This window comes from Paracoccus sp. PAR01 (assembly GCF_014851995.1).
GTDB lineage: Bacteria > Pseudomonadota > Alphaproteobacteria > Rhodobacterales > Rhodobacteraceae > Paracoccus > Paracoccus litorisediminis.
Genome location: NZ_JACVAW010000011.1, coordinates 88,903 through 105,197, shown reverse-complemented (window position 1 = coordinate 105,197; position 16,295 = coordinate 88,903). Strand labels below are relative to the sequence as shown.

16 protein-coding genes are annotated in these 16,295 nt (G+C 63.8%); 8 read left to right on the top strand and 8 right to left on the bottom strand.

The genetic code is table 11. The features are described 5' to 3' along the window. Positions 1–52: 52 nt before the first annotated feature. The 6 genes from IB235_RS16555 (at position 53) to IB235_RS25190 (ending at position 6,371) form a co-directional block, all read left to right on the top strand. Complete coding sequence (locus IB235_RS16555; protein WP_192337618.1) at positions 53–544, top strand: RNA polymerase sigma factor; 492 nt, start codon at positions 53–55, stop codon at positions 542–544. A gap of 44 nt (positions 545–588) precedes the next feature. Continuing rightward, positions 589–1,344, top strand: coding sequence for an anti-sigma factor (locus tag IB235_RS16550; protein ID WP_225612402.1), 756 nt, complete (start codon positions 589–591; stop codon positions 1,342–1,344). A gap of 49 nt (positions 1,345–1,393) precedes the next feature. After that, complete coding sequence (locus tag IB235_RS16545) at positions 1,394–3,043, top strand: SLC13 family permease (protein ID WP_192337616.1); 1,650 nt, start codon at positions 1,394–1,396, stop codon at positions 3,041–3,043. Positions 3,044–3,167: 124 nt separating this feature from the next. Further along, the gene (locus tag IB235_RS16540) at positions 3,168–4,337 is read left to right on the top strand and encodes a glycerate kinase (RefSeq protein ID WP_192337615.1); all 1,170 of its coding nucleotides are present in this window, start codon (positions 3,168–3,170) and stop codon (positions 4,335–4,337) included. A gap of 103 nt (positions 4,338–4,440) precedes the next feature. Continuing rightward, complete coding sequence (locus IB235_RS16535) at positions 4,441–5,178, top strand: calcium-binding protein (protein ID WP_192337614.1); 738 nt, start codon at positions 4,441–4,443, stop codon at positions 5,176–5,178. A gap of 353 nt (positions 5,179–5,531) precedes the next feature. Continuing rightward, the gene (locus tag IB235_RS25190) at positions 5,532–6,371 is read left to right on the top strand and encodes a carboxymuconolactone decarboxylase family protein (RefSeq protein WP_225612400.1); all 840 of its coding nucleotides are present in this window, start codon (positions 5,532–5,534) and stop codon (positions 6,369–6,371) included. A 371-nt stretch (positions 6,372–6,742) separates the two neighbouring features. On the opposite strand, the gene IB235_RS16525 is transcribed toward IB235_RS25190, so the two are convergent. Continuing rightward, positions 6,743–8,053 carry an MFS transporter gene (locus IB235_RS16525; RefSeq protein ID WP_225612398.1) on the bottom strand — a complete coding sequence of 437 codons (1,311 nt, stop codon included), beginning with the start codon at positions 8,051–8,053 and terminating at the stop codon, positions 6,743–6,745. A gap of 55 nt (positions 8,054–8,108) precedes the next feature. Then, entirely contained in the window at positions 8,109–9,143 is a 1,035-nt protein-coding gene (locus IB235_RS16520; RefSeq protein ID WP_370576914.1) for an Ldh family oxidoreductase, read from the bottom strand. 244 nt (positions 9,144–9,387) lie between these two features. Here IB235_RS16520 and IB235_RS16515 point away from each other — a divergent pair, with 244 nt between their 5' ends. Continuing rightward, complete coding sequence (locus tag IB235_RS16515) at positions 9,388–10,086, top strand: helix-turn-helix domain-containing protein (protein ID WP_370576913.1); 699 nt, start codon at positions 9,388–9,390, stop codon at positions 10,084–10,086. Between the two features lie 55 nt (positions 10,087–10,141). Next, positions 10,142–11,698, top strand: a complete 1,557-nt coding sequence (locus IB235_RS16510) for a D-aminopeptidase (protein WP_192337610.1) — start codon at positions 10,142–10,144, stop codon at positions 11,696–11,698. A 90-nt stretch (positions 11,699–11,788) separates the two neighbouring features. On the opposite strand, the gene IB235_RS25590 is transcribed toward IB235_RS16510, so the two are convergent. The 6 genes from IB235_RS25590 to IB235_RS16485 all read right to left on the bottom strand — a co-directional run bounded on the left by IB235_RS25590 (position 11,789) and on the right by IB235_RS16485 (position 15,961). Then, positions 11,789–11,911, bottom strand: coding sequence for a hypothetical protein (locus tag IB235_RS25590; RefSeq protein ID WP_255524359.1), 123 nt, complete (start codon positions 11,909–11,911; stop codon positions 11,789–11,791). Positions 11,912–12,111: 200 nt separating this feature from the next. After that, positions 12,112–13,686, bottom strand: a complete 1,575-nt coding sequence (locus IB235_RS16505) for a GMC family oxidoreductase (RefSeq protein WP_192337609.1) — start codon at positions 13,684–13,686, stop codon at positions 12,112–12,114. Between the two features lie 16 nt (positions 13,687–13,702). Next, complete coding sequence (locus tag IB235_RS16500) at positions 13,703–14,224, bottom strand: Twin-arginine translocation pathway signal (protein WP_192337608.1); 522 nt, start codon at positions 14,222–14,224, stop codon at positions 13,703–13,705. A gap of 62 nt (positions 14,225–14,286) precedes the next feature. Continuing rightward, positions 14,287–14,682 carry a VOC family protein gene (locus IB235_RS16495; protein ID WP_192337607.1) on the bottom strand — a complete coding sequence of 132 codons (396 nt, stop codon included), beginning with the start codon at positions 14,680–14,682 and terminating at the stop codon, positions 14,287–14,289. A gap of 90 nt (positions 14,683–14,772) precedes the next feature. Beyond that, positions 14,773–15,060 (bottom strand): ribbon-helix-helix domain-containing protein, encoded by a 288-nt coding sequence (locus IB235_RS16490; RefSeq protein ID WP_155041739.1) that lies wholly within the window; start codon positions 15,058–15,060, stop codon positions 14,773–14,775. 106 nt (positions 15,061–15,166) lie between these two features. Next, a complete protein-coding gene (locus tag IB235_RS16485) occupies positions 15,167–15,961 on the bottom strand; it encodes a DUF72 domain-containing protein (RefSeq protein WP_192337606.1) in 795 nt (264 codons plus the stop codon). Positions 15,962–16,295: the final 334 nt, after the last annotated feature.

The window sequence follows — 16,295 nt, the reverse complement described above, 5'->3', positions numbered from 1 at the left end:
TGCACTCTCTATTATTCCCCGGTCTCGTCAATTTCTGACGCAGGGAGGTGGAATGGACGCGGCTTTTGCCGAGGCGATGATTGCGCTTTTGCCCAATCTGCGGCGCTATGCGCTGTCCCTGACGCGTCGTGCCGATCAGGCCGACGATCTGGTCCAGCAGACGGCCGAGCGTGCCATCGCCAATGCGGCCAGCTATGACCCGACCCAGCGGCTGGAGCCGTGGCTGTTCCGCATCATGCGTAACGGGTTCATCGACCAGACCCGGCGCCAACGCAGCGCGGGTGTGCAACTGGATGTCCATGACATGCCCGAGGCCCTGCCCATCGACCCCGCCCCCGCGCTGGAGGCCCGCTTGATGCTGCGCAGCGTCGAGGCGGCGATGGCCGAACTGCCGCCCGAGCAGCGCGAGATCCTGCATCTCGTCTGCGTCGAGGAAATGACCTATGCCGAAACCGCGCGCATTCTGGACATTCCGCCCGGCACAGTGATGAGCCGGCTGTCCCGCGCCCGACTGGCGCTTTCCGAAAGACTGGGAATAAGATGAGCGGCGGGACGTATACGGCCATGGATGGCGGAAAGGACGGGCCCATGCAGATCGATGACGAAATCCTGATGGCGTTGGCGGATGGCGAGCTTGACCCGGTGCGGGCCGAGGAACTGCGCCGCGCCATTGCCGCCGATCCGGAACTGCAATCCCGGCTGCATCGGTTCGAGGAAACCCGGCGCCTGCTGTCCGGACTGCGTCAGGACCAGCCGGGCGAAGACCCGCTGGCCGCGATGATCCGCGCATCCGCCACCGGCACTGCGGCCCCGGTCGTGCCATCCCCGACCGCCAGCCACGCCCCCGGCCCGCGCCCGGTCGTGCCGCCCGGCGGTACGCCGCTGGCCGCGCCCGTCCGTGCGCCGCAGCGATCCGCGAACCTGAACCGCAGGCCCTGGATGGCGGCCGCCGCCTCGGCCGCCATCGTGGCGATCGGCTTGGGTTGGTGGGAATGGGCGGGTGCGCCCGGCCCGCAAGGGTTCATCCCGGCCGAACTGGCGGCGCTTGACAGCCTGCCCTCGGGGCAGGTTCAGGCATTGGAGGGTGGTGGGGAACTGGCGATGATCGCCTCGTTCCGGGCCAAGGACGGGGCGCTTTGCCGCGAATATGAAACCGCGCAGCGTGTGGTTTTGGCCTGCCGCGAGGCCGGTGGCTGGGCCGCGCGCTATGCCGCGGTGGCCGAGGCTGCGGGGCAGGATTACCGCCCGGCCTCGGGTCAGGGCAGCATCGACGACGCCATCGCGGCCATCGGTGCCGCCGCCCCCATGACGCCCGAGGAAGAGGCCGCCGCCCTGCGGGAATAAAGCCGACGCCCATGCGTAACCCTGTGACGCACATGCACAGGAGAACGCCATGACCGCTCGCAGCCTATCGGTCCTTCCGATGCCCGACCCGCGCCATCTGATCGTGGCGGCGCTGGCGGCGGGGATCGCCCTGCTGTCGACACTGCCGCAGGATCTGTCGCCGCAGGGGCGGATGGCGCTGGCTGTCTCGGGGCTGGCGATCCTTGGCTGGGTCGGCACGCGAATCCCGGAATCCCTCGTCGCGCTGGCGGCAGTGCTGGCATTGGTGCTGGGCGGCGTGCTGACAGAGGCCCAGCTTTTCACCGCGCTTGGCAGTGAGCTGGTCTGGCTGCTGCTGTCATCCTTTGTCATCGCCGCCGTCGCCAAGGAGGCCGGCCTGACCCAGCGTCTGGTCGCGCCGCTGCTGGTGCGGGGGATGCGGGTGCTGCCGCTGTTTCTGGCGCTGACGCTGGCGATTGCGGCGACGGCATTCGTGCTGCCCTCGACCTCGGGGCGGGCGGCGCTTTTGCTGCCGGTCTTTGCCGCCATTGCCGGGGCGCTACCCGATCCCAGGCTGGTGCGGGCGCTGGCGCTGCTGTTTCCGACGGTGATCCTGCTGTCGGCGGGGGCCTCGCTGATCGGGGCCGGGGCGCATCTGCTGGCGGCGCAGGCGATCCGGGGCGCAAGCGGCATCCGGCTGGGCTATCTGGACTGGGCGATGCTGGGCCTGCCGTTTTCCGTCTTGGCCAGCCTGATCGGGGCGCTGCTGATCCTGTGGCTGTTCGTTCCGCGCGCCGACTGGTGGAGGCCGCTGCCCCGCATCGACTTGCCCGCCCCGTCGCCCGAGGCACGCCGCCGTCAGGCCCGGATCGGACTGATCCTGACCCTGATCGTCGGATTGTGGCTAAGCGCCGGGCTGCACGGGATCGGCATGTCGCTGGTCGCGCTGATCGGCGCGCTGATCCTGCTGACCCCGCCCTTTACCGACAAGAAACCGAAAGAGATCTTTCGCGCCGTCGATACCGAGATGCTGCTTTACATGACCGCGACCGTGCTGATCGCCGAGGCGATGACTGCGACCAGCACCGATCACTGGCTGGCGGGTCAGGCGCTGGCTGTGCTGCCCCCTGCATGGTCGGGCAGCTTGCCAATGGTGGTGGTGCTGATCTCGGTGACGGCGGTGCTGGCGCATCTGGCGATCACCTCGCGCTCGGCCCGCGCGGCAGTGCTGATCCCGGCCGTGGCGTTGCCGCTGGCGGCGTTGGGGCATGATCCGGCGTTGTTGATCCTGATCGCGGTCATGGGCACGGGGTTTTGCCAAAGCATGATGGCCTCGGCCAAGCCGGTGGCGATCTTTGGCAATGCCGAAGGGGCCGGGTTCGACCAACGCGACCTTATGCGGCTGGCCCTGCCGCTGGCGCCTGCGGTCACGGCGCTGCTGATCGCCTTTGCGTTGCTGGTCTGGCCCGCGCAGCTTGCCGGGCTGCGCGGGGATGCACCGCGACCGCTGCCTGCCGCGACGCTGGTGGCCTCGGCCGTGGTCCTGACCCCTGCGCCAGCCCCCTTGGTCGCAGCGCGCCCGGTCCCGCGCCCGAAACGGGAGGTCACCTCGGAAAATACGCGTCGGGCAGTGTCCCCCCGACGCAGTACCCCACCAGATGCCCTGCATCGATTGAACCGGGTGCTCAGGCCCGCCGGAATTCGGCTGACCATCAGATAATTTTTCCTAGTGTTTTCAAAATAAATGGCGGCCTCGGCCGCCTTTTTCATTTTTTTTCGTGCGGGTCGGGAATAGCGGCGCATCCCCGCGCGTAACCCCATCAGACAACCGGAAAGGATATGAGATGTCACTGACCGTTCTGATCGCGCCCTCGGGCTTCAAGGAATCGCTGTCGGTCAAGGATGTGGCCGAGGCCATCGCCCGTGGTGTGCGCCGCGCCGCCCCCCATGCGGTGATCCTGACCGCGCCGATGGTGGATGGCGGCGAGGGCACGACCGAGGCGCTGATCGTCGCGACCGGTGGCCGGATAGTTCCGGCAACCGTGACGGGCCCGGTGGGCAACCCAGTTCCCAGCTTCTGGGGGATCATGGGCGGCGACGGCCCCCGCACCGCAGTGATCGAGATGGCCGCCGCCGCGGGCCTGTCGCTGGTGCCCCGCGACCGCCGCGACCCGACCCTGACCACCAGCCGCGGCGTCGGAGAGCTGATCCTGCAAGCGCTGGATCACGGGGTCGAACGCATCCTGATCGGCTGCGGCGACAGCGGCATCAATGACGGCGGCGCGGGTATGGCGCGGGCGTTGGGTGCGCGGCTGCTGGACGAACAGGGCGATGACCTGCCCGAAGGTGGCGGCGCGCTGGAGCGGTTAGCCCGGATCGATATGGCGGGGCTGGACCCGCGGCTGGCGGGGGTGAAGATCGACGCGGCGGTGAACTGGCACAACATGTTGTTGGGCCCGCGCGGCGTCGCCCGCGTCTTTGGCCCGCAAAAGGGCGCGATGCCCGATCAGGTCGAGTGCCTTGATCGCGGCATGATCCGCTATGCCGAGGCGATCCTTGCCGCGACCGGCAAGGATGTCGGGCCGATGCCCGGCGCGGGGGCCTCGGGCGGGTTGGGGGCGGGGCTGATCGCCTTTGCCGGGGCCGAGTTGCATCCACGCTTTCAGATCATGCTGGATTATCTGGATTTCGACCACCTGTTGGGCCGCGCCGATCTGGTCATCACCGCCGAGGGCGCGCTGGACGGGCAAAGCCCCTTCGGCAAGGTCCCCTGCGAGGTCGCCCGTCGCGCCGCGGCGCTTGGCATCCCGACCGTCGCCCTGGCCGGAACCATCGGCAAGGGCGCGCGCCAGACCTATGAGCATGGGATCGGTGCCTATGCCTCGATCATGCGGCGGCCCTGTTCGTTGCAGAAGGCCATCGGCGGGGGCGCCAAACTGCTGCGCAATGCCGCCGAAAACACCATGCGGATGCTGCTGGTCGGTCAGCGACTGGCAGATCGCCACCGCGCCTGACGGCGCCTGAATTCCGCACCGGCCGAACCGGCAGCCGAATGCGGACCCGCGGTCAAAGTGCCGCCCTTCATGCCGGTCCATTCCAGACTGACGGAGAGCAACCATGGCCAATATCCGTGGCAATGACGATGACAACCGCCTGAACGGCACCAGCCTTGCCGACAAGATCCTTGGCATGTCCGGCGACGATACGATCCTGGGGCATGGTGGCAATGACACCATTGATGGCGGCGAGGGCAATGACCGCATCAATGCGGGCTCGGGCCACAACCGCGTCACTGGCGGTTCGGGCAATGACGTGATCGATGCCCTTGGCGGCAATGACGTGATCAATGCCGGCGAAGGCAACGATATCGTCCGCGCCGGAGGCGGTAATAATTCGATCACCCTTGGCTCGGGCAACGACCTTTCGATCAGCGGGTCGGGCCGCGATACGATCAGCGCAGGCGAGGGCAATGACACCGTCCGTGCCGGTGCCGGAAACGACGTCATCTATGGCGGCGAAGGCGACGACCGCATCTTCGGCGAGGCAGGTGCCGACCGCATCGTCGCGCATGAGGGCAATGACACCCTGAACGGCGGCTCCGGGAACGACACCATGACCGGCGGCGAGGGGGCGGATGTGTTCGTCTGGAATGGCGGGCGCGACCGCGTCACCGATTTCGACCGCGACGACGACACGATCGACCTGTCCTCCTATGCGCGCTTCGACAGCTGGTCGGATGTCCGCGGTGCGGCCAGCCAGGTCGGCGGCGACGTCGTCATCCGGTCAGGTACCGATCATCTGATCATCGAGGATACCCGCCTGAACCAGCTCAACGGTGACGACTTCAACTGGTAAGTGGCAAAGGGGCAGTGGGGATGGCCGACAGCATTTGTCGGCCATCTTCTATTATTCCCGGTCGGCTAGGCGCATCTCCCGCCGCCATGCGACGCCGTTGCGGTTTGGTCATCTCAACGGCAAGGTCCGCGCGGCCCGTCTTCCTGCCGCTTGGTCAACGACAGCAAAACGCGATAGTAAAATCTGCGCATTTAGGCCGATGGAAACCCATCATCACCAGACCTTCCTTGCCGTCGCGACCTGCTACAGCATAACCAAAGTGGCCGAGATGCTCGGCCAGTCTCAGCCGTTGGCAACCCGGACCATCCCGAGTCCGGACTGGGGTTTGACCTGCTGCTGGGCGTGGCCTTCTGATGTGCTTCGAGGAACTCGCGGCGCGCGCCAAGACGATTGTGGCCGACAAGGGACCTATCCTGCGGATTGCAACCACCTCGGCCATCCGGACCGATTTGATCCCGGCGACACTGGCTAAATTTTCCCCCTCGGACCTACCGTTAGATATGCATATCGGGCAGTTCCTATCCTCGATCGTCGCTGGCCTGCTTGTGAGAATCGCGGCCGATGATCCGGTGATGCAGCTTGCTCAAGGGGCCGAGGGCCTTTCCGAACCGCTTGCGACCATTGCGCGTCATGTGGATCTGGTGACGGTCACGCCCGAGCAGTACGAGGTCTTGGCGGTGATGCCCTCGGCCAAACGTGTGTCGGAACATCTGCTGATGCTCGCGCATGAACCCGAAAGCTGTCTGGCGCGCACCTTCCTGTTCAACGCCATCATGTATCCTGAAGACAGGCTGGACCGTGCCGACCTCGAACTAGGCGCGCTTGGCACCTCACTAGTCAATGGCTGTAAATATCGCGCCGCTGTTCATGCCCGCCGCCATGCCGATCTTTCGAAGGCGCCTTCGCGCTCAGCTCGCCTAGCACGACCGGTCGGATGCGCTGCGGTCCCGATTACGCTGGCGATGGCCGTGCCGGTTTTTGCTTGCTCGCGCCTTCTGGGCAGCACGTCGCCCATTCCGATTCCAACAAGATCCCGTCCTGCGAGAGCTGATGATCGCCTGCAAGGTCGCGCTCAAGGGGGGCCGATGGTGGTGTTGTTCTTTCTGTTCTACTCGGATTGCGGAAAGCGCTTGAGTTCATGGCCTGTCTTATCTGCATTGACTTCAATGGCGATCTCACGCCGAACTGGGTGACGCTTCTGGTTTCGCTGTTGCGCTGAAGTGGGGAAGGGGCGTTGAATTCCTTCGACACCGGACAGGCGGACGACGCCTATTCGCTGGCCTATGCCGATCCGCAGTTGCGGCGGTGTGTCCTACTGCCGCAAGTGATCGTCGCGGCGATTCCGGATCTGGCGAATTCGAGCGGGGTGATCGAGATCTTTGCGCAGTCGCAACTGACGGCCGGCTTGAATTTCTACTGCCTCGTAGGCGTTCCTTGTCGCTACATGGTGATCGCATATCTCGCGACCCAGTGCGCAGACTGGGCGTTCGCACCGTGTCGGCCGCCAAAATGCAAACGGCGCCCCGATGGCTCGGGGCGCCGTTCTTATTACGTCTTGAATGTCTTACTCGGCCGCTTCTGCAAACTTCCCGCCGATATGGACGGTGCGTTTGCGGATGGCAAAGGCGCTGGCCAGCGAGATCACGGCAAGCAGCATGATGTAAATGGCAACCGGCTGCCACGCGTCATAGCGGCCAATAAGCCAGGTCGCGATCAGAGGTGCGGTGCCGCCGGCAAGGGCCGCGCCGATCTGGTAGCCCAGCGTGATCCCGGTATAGCGCACCTTCGTCGCAAAGATTTCCGAGCAAAGCGTACCCAGAACGGCGGTGATCGGCGACCACATCAGACCAAAGATGATGACCGTCGCAAGCGAAAGCGAGGCCGTGCTGCCGCTATTGACCATGTGGAAATAGGGAAAGGCGAACAGGCCCATCGAAAGCGTTCCCAGCACATAAAGCAGACGGCGGCCGATCAGATCGCCGACGAAGCCCATGATCGGGATCATCACCGAGGACACCGCCGCGCCCATCATGACCGCGGTCAGGATGCTTTCGCGGGCAAAGCCAAGGTTGGTCACCGCATAGCTGACGATGAAGGTGGTGAAGATATAGAAGGGCGCGGTCTCGACAACCTTCAGGCCAGCCGCGATCAGCACTTCGCGCCATTGCGTGGTCAGCGTTTCGGTCAGCGGCATGCGCGAGACCTTGCCGGTAGCCTTGGCTTCGCGGAATTCCGGGGTCTCATCGATGCCCGAGCGAATCCACAGGCCCAGGAAGACCAGCGTCGCGCTCAGCAGGAAGGGCAGACGCCAACCCCAGGACAGGAAGCTTTCCTCGGTAAGCAGCACCAGAATGCTGGTGATCGACAGGGTCGCCAGCAGCATGCCGATCGGTGCGCCCATCTGAGGAACCGAGCCGAAGAAGCCCTTGCGGTTATCAGGGGCATATTCATAGGCCAGAAGCAGCGCGCCGCCCCATTCGCCGCCGATGCCCAGACCCTGAATGATGCGCAGACCGACCAGCAGGATCGGCGCCCAGATGCCGATCATTTCATAGGTTGGCAGCAGACCAATGCCGACCGTCGCCGTGCCCATCAGCGACAGCGTGATCACAAGCGTCTTCTTGCGGCCGATGCGGTCGCCGATATGGGCGAAGATCACCCCGCCAATCGGACGGATGAAGAAAGTCAGTGAGAAGGACAGATAGGACAGCAGCAAGGCCATCGTCGGGTCTTCGCTGGCGAAATACAGCTTGTTGAACACCAGCGCCGCCGCGGTGCCGTACAGGAAATAGTCAAACCATTCGATCGAGCTGCCGATCAGGCTGGCGATCAGCGCCTTGCGCCGATGGGCCGCGGTCGGGACATGTGTTGTCAATGCCATCTCCTCCTGAGGATGGGTGTGAATAGGCTGATCCGATGATCAGAATGTCTTAGGCCGTGACGGTCTGAGCCGGGGCCTTCAGCGCAAGGATGGCGTCCCATTGGGCCGCATCGACCGCGATGCCGTTTCGGGCAGCGGCTTCCCGCGCCGGATATCTTTCCTCGCTCGGCAGGCGGACCGGGCCGCCGGAACGGATCTCTTGGATCAGAGCCTCGACGCGCTGCGCGAAGGGGGCAAGGTTGCTGGCGCCCACCGTCGGGTCGATCACGATCAGGGTCTGGCCGGTCCGTGGGGTATGCGCGCCCGGATGTTCGCTCCAATCGACTTCGTAGGAATATTGCCCGCCGACAAGGGCGGCGCAGAGGATCTCGACCATCATGGCAAGGGCCGTGCCCTTATGCGCGCCAAAGGGCAGCAGCGCACCGCCGGACAGGATCGCATTGGGGTCCTGAGTAGGCGCGCCATTCGCATCCACGCCCGTGCCGGGGGGAAGCTGGCGGTCCTGCTTGGCCGCGACTTGCACGTCCCCATGCGCCATGGCCGAGGTGGCAAAGTCGAACAGGAACGGCCCACCTTCGGCGCGGGGCGTCGCGAATGCGATCGGGTTGGTCCCGTAGACCGGCTTGGTCGATCCGGGATGAACCACGACCGCCATGGAATTGACCACCGAAAGGGCGATCAGGCCCTTTTCGGCATAGGATTCGACATCCAGATACAGCGCGCCCAGATGATGCGAATTGCGGATGGCAAGGGCGGCAATGCCGTTCTGGCGGGCCTTTTCCTCGACCAAAGCGCGGGCGGCGTCATGGGCGGGCAGGGTGAAGCCGTTCCGGGCATCGACGCGGACGAAACCCGGCGCGGCATCCTCGACAACGGGGATCGCGCGGCCATCGACCCAGCCCGAACGCAGGGTCGAGACATAGCCCTCCATGCGGAAAAGCCCGTGGCTTTTACTGCCGTCGCGTTCCGCCGAGGCGCAATTCGTGGCAAGCGTCTGCGCAACCTGCTCGGAGCAGCCATTCGCGCGCAGCACGTCGCCAAGGGTTGCGACCATGTCGTCGAATGACAAATGTCGTCCTGTCACGTCTTTTCTCCCGGTCATTCTTGACCGATTTTCTGCCGGCAAGATTGGTTGAATTTCGGTGGCCGATCAGGCCCGCGCTACCCGGATATTTCTTGTATCGGATAGGCATCATGTTTCCTATAGTGAACAGAAATCGCGCCACGCGTCAAACGAAAACTTGATATGTCTAGACTAAATAGGCCGAGCGCGCCCCTTGACCGGCATTCCCGCGATTGCCTCTCGACCCGGGCGGGTGATAGGTTCGATGCGTCGCTCCTGGACCCGCATCCCCGTGACCGGGGTTCCCAGACAAACCGAGACAATGAACACCCAAGGGGCGCAAACCATGCCGACCGATGACGAAATTCGCCAGCGTATCAAAGGCTTCGGTCCCCGCATCAAGAGCTTGCGGCAGGACAGAAACTTGACGGTCCGTGACCTTGCGGCGCGTTGCGGGCTGGCCTCGTCGACGATTTCCAAGATCGAGAATGACCGCATGTCGCCGACCTATGACAGCATCGTCAGGCTGGCCGCGGGGCTGGAAATGGGGCCCGAGACGCTGATCGACGAGCGCGCCTCGCAAATGGGTGCGGGACGGCGCAGCGTCACCCGTGCGGGCGAAGGCATCCCGGTCCGGACCGAGCGCTATGATTACGAGCTGCTGTCCGCGGATATTTCAAGCAAGCATTTCTTCCCCATTGTCGCCACCATTCCACCCGGCCCCGCCACCGACCAGATCCGTCACCGGGGCGAGGAATTCATCTATGTCCTGTCCGGCTCGGTGCAGCTTCTGACCGAGCTATATGCGCCACTGACCCTGAAAGTGGGCGACAGCTGCTATTTCGACAGCTCGATGGGCCATCGACTTGTCGCGGTTGGCGACGAAGCGGCCAAGATCCTGTGGGTGGCATCCGAACTTAGCGTTCAACTGACAAACCAGACCGGGCAGGACCTGCCAAAATAGCGATAGATCGCTTTCGCAGAAGCCCACAACCCACGCCCACCATCGGATCACGTAGATGAGCAATATCGATCTTCCCGCCCTCGAAGCCGCATTGGCCGCCTTGCCCAAACGCTTTCCCGGTCCGGGGGGCGTCGCGGGCGTCGTCAAGGATGGCAAGGTTCTGGCCGCCCGAGCCTGGGGCTACGCCGATCTGGACAGCGCCCAACCGATGATGCGGGAAACGCGGCTGCCGATCTGCTCGATCTCGAAACAGTTCACCTGCGCCGTCCTGCTGGCCACACAGAAGGACCCGTCGCGGCTGGATGCCCGTGTGGCCGAGTTCCTGCCCGACTTCACCGGCCTGCTGCCGACCGTTCAACATCTGTGCGACAACCAATCCGGCCTGCGCGACTACTGGGCGCTGACGGTGCTGCAGGGGGCCTTGGCCGAGCAGCAGTTCCGGCGCGAGGACGCGCTTCCCATGATCGCGCGCATGAAGTCGGGGCATTTCCTGCCCGGATCGCAATACTCCTATTGCAACTGCAATTACCGCATCCTTTCCGAGCTGATCGAAAGCGACACGGGCGAGACGCTTGAGGATCTTTACCGCCGCATTATCTGGCAACCCGCAGGAATGAAAACCGCCGTCCTGACCTCGGATACCAGCCGTCCCGAGGATGGCGTCACCGGCTATGAGGGAAGCGACGCAACAGGATTTTTCCCGGCGCAGAATGCGATCCATTGGATCGGGGATGCCGGAATCTCGGCTTCGCTCAATGATATGCTGGCCTATGAGGCATGGATCGACGCGACCCGCGAGGATGCGGGCAGTCCATACCGCCGCATCTCGGCTCCACCGTATTTCGCCGATGGCACGCCCGCACGCTATGGATATGGGCTGGCCCATGTCTCGATTGCTGGTCATGCCCTGACTGGTCATGGCGGTGCGCTGCGAGGCTTCCGCGCCCAACGGCTGCATGCACACGACGCCCGATTGTCCGTGGTCGTGATCTTCAACCACGAAGGCAGCGCATTTGACGCCGCCGCCAGCCTGATCCGGGCCGCGCTGAGAGAGACGGAACCGGCACCGGTTCTGCTGCCGGATGGTTGGGACGGGCAGTGGATTGGCCCGAACGGATTGCTGACCCGGATTGAATCCGGTCGGCATGCGGCGGTCTTGCATCACGCGACCGGGGCCGAGAAGGTGAAGCCAACGCCCGAAGGCACGCTTGCCGCATCGACGGTGACGCTGACCCGCAATGGCGACACCATGACGATGCAGCGCCCCGGCGACAACTCGACAGCCCTGCTGACGCCACTTGCCGAGATCCAGTCGGCCGATGCAATCGAGATCGCTGGGAGCTATCACTCGGCCGAGTTGGGCGCGTCACTGGAAATTGCGGCCCAAGACGGTGCGGCCTATGTGCGTTTCAGTGGCATGCTGGGTGTAGGCCGGATGGAGCGGATGGAACCGGCCGGGCAGGACGTCTGGCAGATCGCCACGCGCCGCTCGATGGATGCGCCGGCGCCGGGGAATTGGACGGTCATGGTGCTTCGCGAGGAGGAAGGCAAGATCGCGGGACTGCGCCTTGGCTGCTGGCTGGCCCGAGAGATCGACTACGTCCGGCAGTAAGGGTCGGCGATCCTTCCGTCGCGCAGAGCAAGGGCGTGCCGGAAAACTTCAGGTCTTGCCCGGCTTTCCACCCACTCGGTGGATCAGTCGTCACCGGGCGCTGTCGGCGATTTCCGCCATCTCGGCGAAGACCGTCTTGTTCGAGGCTGCTGTCGTTTCGGTGCCCGCTGGAATGTTGTGGAAGATCGCGTCCTCGGCAAGACAGGCAAGCATGCCGTCAACGTCTTTCCGATTTAGGCCGAGATATGGTCCTGAATGACAGCTGGAAGCGGATGCACGCTCGTCCCTCTGAAATGCGACGGCAATGGCTGCCATGCCGACAAATCGGGTGACAAAGATATTCGCAGACGGCGACCGGCCTTAGGGAAAACTGCCGACCGCGCCACGCAGCAGAGCGGTCGGCAGTTCCTTGGTCAGACGTTCCCAGCCGCCATTTCCCGCGCGATGTGATCCGCCTGCCTGATCGCAAGGGCGACGATGGTCAGGGTCGGGTTTTCCGCCGCGCCGGTCGTGAACTGGCTGCCATCGCTGATGAACAGGTTCGCCACATCGTGGGATTGCCCGTTCTTGTTGACGACACCGTCTTCGGGTTTTTCCGACATGCGGTTCGTGCCCAGATTATGGGTCGAGGGATAGGGCGGGGTCGGCATGGTGCGCGTGGCGCCCACCTCGCGATAGATCGCCTGTCCGACCTTGTAGGCGTGATTGCGCATGGCAATGTCGTTGGGATGGTCGCTGAAATTCACGTTCGCCACCTTCAGGCCGAAGCTGTCCTCGGTATCGGAAAGCGTGACGCGATTGTCGGCCTGCGGCATGTCCTCGCCCACGATCCACATGCCGGCCATGTTTTCGTAACTGTCGAGCGCGGTGGTGAATTCGCGCCCCCAAGCACCGGGATCAAGAAAGGCGGCCATGAAGGGCAGGCCAAGGCTCAGGGTTTCCAGCTCATAGCCGCCGACAAAGCCGCGCGTGGGATCGTGGCGCGCCTCGTCGCGGATGATGCCCGCCATGGTCGTGCCGCGCCACATGCGCACCGGCTTTTCAAAGACGCCATAGACCGAGCCCGTGGTGTGGCGCATGTAGTTCCGCCCGACCTGCCCTGAACGGTTTCCCAGCCCGTTGGGGAACATCGTGCTGTGTGAGTTCAGCAGCAGACGCGGGCTTTCGAAACTATTGCCCGCGACACAGACAAGGCGGGCCTTCTGCATCTGCAGATTGCCGTCCTTGTCGAAATATTCGACGCCGGTGACCTTGCCCGCGTCGTCATGCAGGATGCGCGCGGCATGGGCGTGGTCGCGAACCTCCAGATTGCCGGTCGCCTCGCCGCGCGGGATGTCGGTATAGGCGGCGGACCATTTCGCGCCCCATTTGCAGCCCTGAAAGCAGAAGCCAGTCTGCTGGCAGGACATGCGCTCATCATAGTCGACGCTGTTGATGGCCATGTTGCCGGTATGGACTTCCTTGTAGCCAAGCGCCTTGGCCCCCTTTTCAAAGACCTTGTAATTGCTGTTGCCCGGCAGGCGCGGACGGCCCCCCACGCCGGTCACACCCAGCTTTGCCTCGGCCTTGTCATACCATGGCTGCATTTCCGCGCCGTCGATCGGCCAGTCCAGCAGGTTTGCGCCCTCGACCGCGCCGTAATTGGTCTTGGCCTTCCACTCATGGTCCTGAAAGCGCAGCGATGCCCCCGCCCAATGGATCGACGTTCCGCCCACGGCCTTCACGATCCATGCCGGAAGCCCCGAGAAATCCTTGGCCACCCGCCAGTCGCCCGAGGTGGTGCGCGGGTCTGTCCAAGCCAACTGGCCAAAGCTTTCCCATTCGTCATTGACGTAATCCTCGGGCAGGTAGCGGCCCCCGGCCTCCAGCACGACGACCTTGACGCCCTTCTGCGCCAACTCGTTCGCCAGAACCCCGCCGCCCGAACCCGAGCCCACGATGACGGTGACGCTGTTGTCGCTTAGTTCGAATTTGGCTGCTTGTGCCATGATCTATCCCCTCTGCTCACAGCCAGTCGATGGCGTCGAAACCACGGTCGATATAGCCGCCCTTCGAAAAGGACTCGCCCTCATAGCCAAAGATCGGCCAGACCTCTTTCTGGTTATAAAGGCCCGTCACCAACCCGCCGCGCAGGGTCTGGAAGAACTTGGTTTCCTCGATCTTGCGCAGGATCGCGACGCGCTCGTCCTCCCATCCGGCGGACAGATAATCCTCGAAACCAGCATCTTTCGCGGCCTTGTCCAGCGCCGCGATCCCTTCGGCCACCGCTGCCTTCTGCTCCGCGCTGTCATAGGATTTGACCGCGATCGCATAGAAGCGGTCGCCGATCCGGTCGTGGGGATAGATGTCGCGCGCCATCTGCAACAGCGTCGCCATCTGATGTTCGCTGACATGGGTGACCTCGACCGCCCATGCCGCGTTGGGTGCAGCGATGAAGCCCGTCCCGGCAACCGCCAGCGCCCCGGCCGCCACCGCACGCGACAACAGCGCCCGCCGGGTCAGCCCCTGCTTGCTGAGTTCAGACATGATCCTTCTCCTCCTCCCTCACTATCCGTCGCGGGCAGCCCTCCTCCGGCTGCCTTCGACGGTCACTTGTAGCGGCCGCCCCGCTGCAAAACCTCGATCTGGTACCCATCCGGATCGGCAATGAAAAAGAACCGCGCGATGACCTCGCCTCCGGGGGCAAAATCGACCAGCTTGCGGGGCGCAAAGCCCTCGGTCTCAAGCCGCGCATGGACGGCGTCCAGATCTTCGACGGAAAAGGCGACGTGGCCATAGCCATCGCCCAGATCATATGGCGCGGTCCCGCCCTTGTTGACGGTCAGCTCCAGCTCGGTCTCGCTCTCGTCATTGGACAGATAGACAAGCGTGAAGCTGTCGAAGGGCAGGCGCTCGGCAACCTTCAGTCCGAAGCAGCGGGCGTAGAAGTCGACCGAGCGCGCCTCGTCCAGAACCCGGATCATCGAATGGACGTATTTTGCCATGCTTTCCGCCTTTTAACTTGGTCCTGTCACAAGGCTAGTGGCGGGGTTCCGGTGTAAGGTAGTAACCGCATACTACACGCGCGATTTTTCCTATTCGGCGGCGGTCGCGGCCAGATGGTGATCCTCGCCCAGATGGATGGTGCAGGCGCAGCGCAGCAGCGAGGTGAAGTTTTTCGCCTCGCCATGCAGTTCAAGCACCTCGGCATGCAGTTTTGAGATGAACCCGGGTGTCGTCAGGCCCTGCCGCGCGGCAATATCGTCGAGTATCCGCCAGAATGCCCGCTCAAGCCGGATCGAGGTGGACTGTCCGTTCAGCCGCAGCCTGCGCGTCACGGTTTCGTATCGTCCGGGATCCTGTCCCGCAAAGACCTGGCACATCGCTTGATCTCTCCCTGGGCCCGTTGATCTTGTGACAAGCGCGTTGTGCGGTCAATGAGATCTGGGCGCTTGAGGGGATCGGTTTCATATCCCCGAGCGGGAGGTATCAGCGCAGCCGTTCGATCAATGCCATCGCGGCATGCGGGTTGCGCACCTTATGCCCGCTGATCACGTACAGATAGACGTCGCGCGGGCCGGAAGGTGCCGGATCGCCGACATAGTCCAGCCCATCGGGCACACCACCCGCGGCCCAGATGCGCGCGCGTTCTGCCCAGAGGTCCAGCGCCGCAGGGCTGTAGCCCAAAGGCTCGTCCTCGACCGTCCCCATGATCCGCGCATAGATGAAATCCGCCGTGGGATCGGCGATCTGCGGAAATTCGCCATCGGCGGATATGACCACCGCGACGTTATGCGCGCGCGCCATGTTCAGAAATTCCGGATCGCGGAAACTGTCATGCCGGACCTCGATCGCGTGGCGCAGCGCGCGCCCCTCATGCGTGGCGGGCAGCAGGTTCAGGAAGGCGCCGAAATCCGCGGGGTCGAATTTCTTGGTCGCCATGAACTGCCAGTTGATCGGGCCAAGCTTGTCGCCCAGCAGCATCACGCCGCTGTTGAAGAACCGCTCGATGGTTTCGCCAGCATCGGCCAGCACCTTGCGGTTGGTGGCGTATCGAGGGGCTTTCAAGGAAAAGACGAAACCGTCCGGTGTCTCGTCATGCCATTTCTGGAAACTCTCGGGCTTTTGGCTGCCGTAATAGGTGCCGTTTACCTCGATCGAGGTCAGCTGGCTCGACGCATATTCCAGCTCGCGCTTCTGCGCGAGACCCTCGGGATAGAAGCTGCCCCGCCATGGCTCAAAGGTCCAGCCGCCAATGCCGATATGGATCTTGCCGTTGCTCATGTTCGCTCACCTTGTCATGTCCTCGACAGGTATGGTGGAAGCAGAGGGGCGGATCACTCTGTTCCTTGCTTTCCAATCCGGGCGCTTGTGAGTTTCTGAGCACGAGAGGATGTCTCCTGTACCCAGCCGTGCAACGTAGTGCCAAACGCTCGCCGCAAGGATGCCATGTCCTTTTCCCAGCACCATAGGGAATCCGTCGCGCCGAATATAGCACGACGATCTAGGCGGGATCGCACCAGCCGCTATCACCCGACAAAATGACAGCCATGGTAACACGTGGTGTCGTACCCTGAACCGTCACGGCTAGCGTCGCCGTGGCCTTGGCAAGCCGTTC

Bases quoted from the DNA above. Each gene is read 5' to 3' on its own strand.
- IB235_RS16555 (WP_192337618.1), top strand. From the start codon at position 53: ATGGACGCGGCTTTTGCCGAGGCGATGATTGCGCTTTTGCCCAATCTG.
- IB235_RS16550 (WP_225612402.1), top strand. From the start codon at position 589: ATGCAGATCGATGACGAAATCCTGATGGCGTTGGCGGATGGCGAGCTT.
- IB235_RS16545 (WP_192337616.1), top strand. From the start codon at position 1,394: ATGACCGCTCGCAGCCTATCGGTCCTTCCGATGCCCGACCCGCGCCAT.
- IB235_RS16540 (WP_192337615.1), top strand. From the start codon at position 3,168: ATGTCACTGACCGTTCTGATCGCGCCCTCGGGCTTCAAGGAATCGCTG.
- IB235_RS16535 (WP_192337614.1), top strand. From the start codon at position 4,441: ATGGCCAATATCCGTGGCAATGACGATGACAACCGCCTGAACGGCACC.
- IB235_RS25190 (WP_225612400.1), top strand. From the start codon at position 5,532: ATGTGCTTCGAGGAACTCGCGGCGCGCGCCAAGACGATTGTGGCCGAC.
- IB235_RS16515 (WP_370576913.1), top strand. From the start codon at position 9,388: ATGCGTCGCTCCTGGACCCGCATCCCCGTGACCGGGGTTCCCAGACAA.
- IB235_RS16510 (WP_192337610.1), top strand. From the start codon at position 10,142: ATGAGCAATATCGATCTTCCCGCCCTCGAAGCCGCATTGGCCGCCTTG.
- IB235_RS25590 (WP_255524359.1), bottom strand. From the start codon at position 11,911: ATGCTTGCCTGTCTTGCCGAGGACGCGATCTTCCACAACATTCCAGCG.
- IB235_RS16505 (WP_192337609.1), bottom strand. From the start codon at position 13,686: ATGGCACAAGCAGCCAAATTCGAACTAAGCGACAACAGCGTCACCGTC.
- IB235_RS16500 (WP_192337608.1), bottom strand. From the start codon at position 14,224: ATGTCTGAACTCAGCAAGCAGGGGCTGACCCGGCGGGCGCTGTTGTCG.
- IB235_RS16495 (WP_192337607.1), bottom strand. From the start codon at position 14,682: ATGGCAAAATACGTCCATTCGATGATCCGGGTTCTGGACGAGGCGCGC.
- IB235_RS16490 (WP_155041739.1), bottom strand. From the start codon at position 15,060: ATGTGCCAGGTCTTTGCGGGACAGGATCCCGGACGATACGAAACCGTG.
- IB235_RS16485 (WP_192337606.1), bottom strand. From the start codon at position 15,961: ATGAGCAACGGCAAGATCCATATCGGCATTGGCGGCTGGACCTTTGAG.